Source organism: Streptomyces sp. NPDC056160, assembly GCF_042268205.1.
Taxonomy (GTDB): Bacteria; Actinomycetota; Actinomycetes; order Streptomycetales; family Streptomycetaceae; genus Streptomyces.
On record NZ_JBHJUW010000278.1, the window covers coordinates 1 to 4385 of the forward strand.

Sequence of the window (4385 nt, forward strand, 5' to 3'; positions counted from 1 at the left end):
GGCCAGGTCTGGATCAACGACCCGGCGAAACGAAGCCAACCCGAACCACAAGGTTCATAGCACCGCGAACGTCTCATTTGACTTGACAACTACCGTACCTCGGGATGCACGGGGAGCTTGTGAACACGAAGTTCGAGGCCTGGCGCGAACTGATCGCCGTCATCCGGGCTCTGCGGATCGACTCGTTCACCATCGCCGAGCGGCTGTGCTCGCTCCGGCTGCCGACGCTCTGACCTGCCCTGCCCTGCCCTGTCGCCGGTGCCCCCGGACAGGGCAGGATCAGGGCATGAGGATTCTCGTCATTGGCGGAACGTGGTTCCTGGGCAAGGCTATTGCGGAGAGCGCACTGTCGAGAGGGTGGGACGTCACCACCTTCAACCGTGGTCGGTCCGGCCCGGATGTCCCCGGCGTGGAGCCAGTGCACGGTGACCGCACTGTCCGAGAGGACTTGCAGAAGCTGGCGCAGAGCGGCCCGTGGGACGCCGTCATCGACACGTCCAGCTCTGAACTTGCGCCTCGTGATGTCCTGTTGGCCAGCACCACATTGGCCAGCCGAGCACGGCGCTGGGTGCACATCTCCACGGTCTCCGTGTACGAGGGTTGGCCGCACGAGCCCTTGACGGACGACTCTCCGCTTCTGCGATGCCCGGCTGACACCGACGCGACGTTCGGGTACACGGGTCAGGACGGCAGCCCCACGAAGTACGGCTTCCAGAAGGCTGGCGGAGAGCGCGCTGTGGCTGAGGCCTTCGGTGACGCGGCGGTCTTTCTCCGGCCGGGCGTCATCCTCGGCCCCGGCGAGTACGTGGGGCGGTTGCCTTGGTGGCTGGAGCGGGCGAAGCGCGGCGGTCGCATCCTCGCGCCTGCGCCGGCCGAGCAGCGGATTCAACCCGTCGACGTGCGGGACGTCGCCGCCTTCGCGCTGCACCAGGCCGCCGGTACAGGCAGCGGGGGCTACAACGTGACCCACCCCGACGGTGTCTCCTCCAGCAGTTTCCTCGCCGAGTGCCTGCGGGTGACCGGCAGCAGCGGAACACCGGTCTGGGTGGACCCGGCCGTGCTCACGGAGCACGGCGTGAAGCAGTGGACGGAGCTGCCGTTGTGGCGTACCCACGCGGGCGTGTGGGAGGTCAGCGCCCAGCTTGCGGTCGCGGACGGGCTTCGTTGCCGGCCGATCGCTGACACAGTGCGGGATACATGGGAGTGGTGGTCGAAGGACGGGCGCCCCGTGGACCACCCGCGGTGGGCGGAGCACGGGATCGCCCCGGAGAAGGAGGCGCGGATTCTCGCCTCCCTGTGATCAGGCCTCGATAGCGAGGCTGACGTGCGGGCCGATGCGATGCGGCGGGGAGACGCGGTTGAAGTCCTCGATCTGTTCCCGCAGCGTCGCCGGGAGCTGTGCTCCGTGGTATTCGGGCCTGGTCAGGTAGCGGCCGATGCGTGCTGTCCGTACGACTATGCCCGTTTGCCGGTGCTCGGCCGGCACCGTCCAGACCGGCGCGAGAGCGGCGGCCGCGCCGTCGACGTCGTCGGACAGGAGGCGTGCGAGCGCGAGGTCCGCGCTGGCGCTCGCACGCACGTGCGCGGACTGTGCTTCGCTGGGCCTGGCGTCGAGAAGTTCCAAGGCCCGGCGAGCGTCCGCTTCGGCCTGCACGGCATCTCCGATGAGGAGGGCGGTCGTGCTGGTGGACATAGCCAGCCGCTCGGCGGTGAAGGCGAACTCGCCGCCGACGCCGTCGTGCAGGTCGTCGTAGCGGTCCTGCGCCCCGTCCGTGGATCGCTGGATGGCCCGGCGTGCGGCGACGACGTCGCCGACGTGTGCGTGGGCGCGCGCTTTGATCGCTTGCAGGCGCGCGTGGGCGACGTCGCCGAGACCGCCGTAAGACAAGGCCCGGGTGGCCTTGGCTACCGCTTCGCTCGCGTTGCCGGTGTGGTACGCGATGTAGGCCAGGGTGCCGTCGGCGTAGGCCTGCAGCGGCGTGCACCGGGTGGTTTCGCTGAACACGCCGGCGGCACGCGCCAGGCTGCGGGCGCTGGGGAAGTACCCCATATCGAAGGCAGCGACGGACAGCAGAGCAGCGACCTGTCCGTTCAGGATCATCAGCTCCTGCTGCTGAACGGGTACCTGAGTGCGGTCGCGCTGACGCTCGATCGAGAGGCGCAGCCTGTCGATGCCCTCGTAGGCCTGGGTGGGCGGCAGCAGGTGGTATCGCTGTGCCGCTGTCACTACCTGGTCGCGTAGTTCGTCGATGGTGTTGTCGGAGATGGACGCTGACGCTGTAGTGCCGACGCCTTCCAGGGATTCTTCTGCGGTCATTCGAACACGCTCTTCCAGGTCAAACGCGGGTGCCTGGGGATCGGGCTCGGGAGGAGGCCCGAATAACTGAGCGGCGGTGTAGCCGGGCCACATCGCTTCCAGTACCTGCCGGGCTTCGGCATTTGGCAGGTGGACTTTCCCGCCCGTCCATCGACGGAACTGGGTCTCGCCACATGTCGGGCAGCTGGAGCCGAAGAGGCGTGTGCCGGCCTTGCGGAACCTCTGTTCGAACTGGCTGTAGGACAGATTGTCCCGGTTGCACAGCCACGCGAGCAGCGTCCGCGGTTCGGTCCTCATGCAGCCCCCACTCTGTGGCGCACCGTCTGGGTCGATCCCTTCCCTAGGAGGGATACCACCAGGATCTCCCGAGGCAACCCGCCCTGACCAAAAGCCACTTCAAAGCCACCTCGGGGCCACATCTGCCGCTCACAAGGCGCATAGAAGCCACGGTGCAGGCCATGGCGGAGGCGGGGCGACGGATGAATGCTGATCACCTGCCTCACAGCCAGTGCATGACCGAGCACGATACGAACCTGGGAGTGTTCCCGTGAACCCGCCACCGCAGCGCCCCGCTCCTCCTGCCGCCGACGCGGTCGGGCACGCAACTGACACCGATCGTGTGACCGGGCCTCAGCATCCGGTGAGGGCTCTGGTTCTCCTCCCTGCGCTGGAAGACGACGAGGTTAGGTCGGCACCCCCGTTCACCTGGAGCAGGAGGTTCACGGCCACCAGCGGCGCCGGTGCCAACGCCCGGTTACAGGTACGCCCCCGACTCACGGTGGCACGCTGGTGCGGTGACATCGAGGCGGCGGCCAGAATCACTGACGCCCTGATGAACTATGCCGTCAGGACGGGCCAGCCCTTCGACGACGGCTGTGTCGTCCTGCGCCTCACCGTGGACACCACAGGCGCACTCCTTATCGAGGTGGAAGACGCCGGCCCCGACGTGCCCTACGTCGAGAACGTCGACGTAGGCACGGGCATCCGAATTTCGTGGTGCCTCAAGAAGGAGGACGGCGCTGTCGTCGGCAGGACCGCTTTCGCGCGCATCTCGGCGGAACTGACGGGAGGCGCAGCATGAGTGTCACCCAGCAGATGCCCCGCCGGCAGCGTGCCGAGGGCCGCATCCGGCCGCCGGGGCCTCCAGTCTCCTTCACCCCGCAGAACTTCGCCGTTGCCCCGGAATCCGTCGCCCCCGACATGGCGGACCTGGCCAGCCGGGTCCGCACGTTCCTGTCCCTGCAACGCGGGGAGGTGCTGCAGCTCCCGCTCGGCGGGCAGTTCTTCGACATCGTCGTCACAGCGAGCGGCCCGCAGGCCTACGCCGTCGTGAGGCTTCTGGACGGGCTCCAGCACTCCGGTGTTGAGCGGCTGGATGCGTGCGGCCCGGTGATCGAGGATCCTCTGCGGTCGTGGCTGATCTGGCTCGTCCCGCCGGGCACGAGCGAGAGGTGGGCCCCGCACCGGTATGCGACGTGCTTGGGCCGTCCCTACAAGGTTGCGCTGCCTCCGATGACGCAGGCGAAGCCGCCCGGCCCCTACTGGCTTCGGCCATGCCGCAACGACCGACTCGTTCCCCCGGCCGCCCTGCGGGACCTGCTCGACCGGTTCCAGCCCGGCCCCACGCCGCACGAGACACTCCTCGGAGCAGTGCTGAGCGACATCTCCTGATCCCCGCGCGCGGTGCGAGTCCTCCCCCTGTGCTCCGCCGCGCGCGGTCCCCGCTCTGTCGCCGGGAGTCCTGCCCCGGGCTCCCGGCGACAGGGCACAACCTGCCAAGGACATGATGTGACCGCTCCCCTTAGAGGTCCTAACAGAAGTTGTTGATCAAGTGACCGTCGGCTTGTCCGCTCGTTGGTCGGGACGTGGGTAAGCGTGAGTCGCGGCCGTGGATCGTGTCGGACGACCTGTGGTCGCTCGTCGAGCCGTTGCTGCCAAAGCCGGGCCCGAAGCTGGTGGCGGGCCGGCCGCGGGTGCCGGACCGGCAGGCGTTGTGCGGGATCCTGTTCGTGCTGCACACCGGGATCCAGTGGGAGTACCTGCCACAGGAGTTGGGCTTTGGATCCGG

Annotated in this window: 6 protein-coding genes; 5 read left to right on the forward strand and 1 reads right to left on the reverse strand. The window is 68.2% G+C overall.

The features are described from left to right. Positions 1–104: 104 nt before the first annotated feature. A complete protein-coding gene (locus tag ACFC02_RS41770; protein WP_376368126.1) occupies positions 105–233 on the forward strand; it encodes a hypothetical protein in 129 nt (42 codons plus the stop codon). 53 nt (positions 234–286) lie between these two features. Continuing rightward, positions 287–1300, forward strand: coding sequence for an NAD-dependent epimerase/dehydratase family protein (locus tag ACFC02_RS41775; RefSeq protein WP_376368128.1), 1014 nt, complete (start codon positions 287–289; stop codon positions 1298–1300). On the opposite strand, the gene ACFC02_RS41780 is transcribed toward ACFC02_RS41775, so the two are convergent. Then, positions 1301–2614, reverse strand: coding sequence for a DNA-binding protein (locus ACFC02_RS41780; RefSeq protein ID WP_376368130.1), 1314 nt, complete (start codon positions 2612–2614; stop codon positions 1301–1303). It lies immediately after the preceding gene. 322 nt (positions 2615–2936) lie between these two features. On the opposite strand from ACFC02_RS41780, the gene ACFC02_RS41785 reads away from it, so the two are divergent. The 3 genes from ACFC02_RS41785 to ACFC02_RS41795 form a co-directional block, all read left to right on the forward strand. After that, positions 2937–3398 carry a hypothetical protein gene (locus ACFC02_RS41785; protein WP_376368132.1) on the forward strand — a complete coding sequence of 154 codons (462 nt, stop codon included), beginning with the start codon at positions 2937–2939 and terminating at the stop codon, positions 3396–3398. Next, positions 3395–3988 (forward strand): hypothetical protein, encoded by a 594-nt coding sequence (locus tag ACFC02_RS41790; protein WP_376368134.1) that lies wholly within the window; start codon positions 3395–3397, stop codon positions 3986–3988. The genes ACFC02_RS41785 and ACFC02_RS41790 overlap by 4 nt, the downstream gene beginning before the upstream one ends. A gap of 194 nt (positions 3989–4182) precedes the next feature. Next, positions 4183–4385 (forward strand): transposase (locus ACFC02_RS41795; protein ID WP_376368136.1); only part of this gene is annotated, 203 nt, incomplete at its 3' end.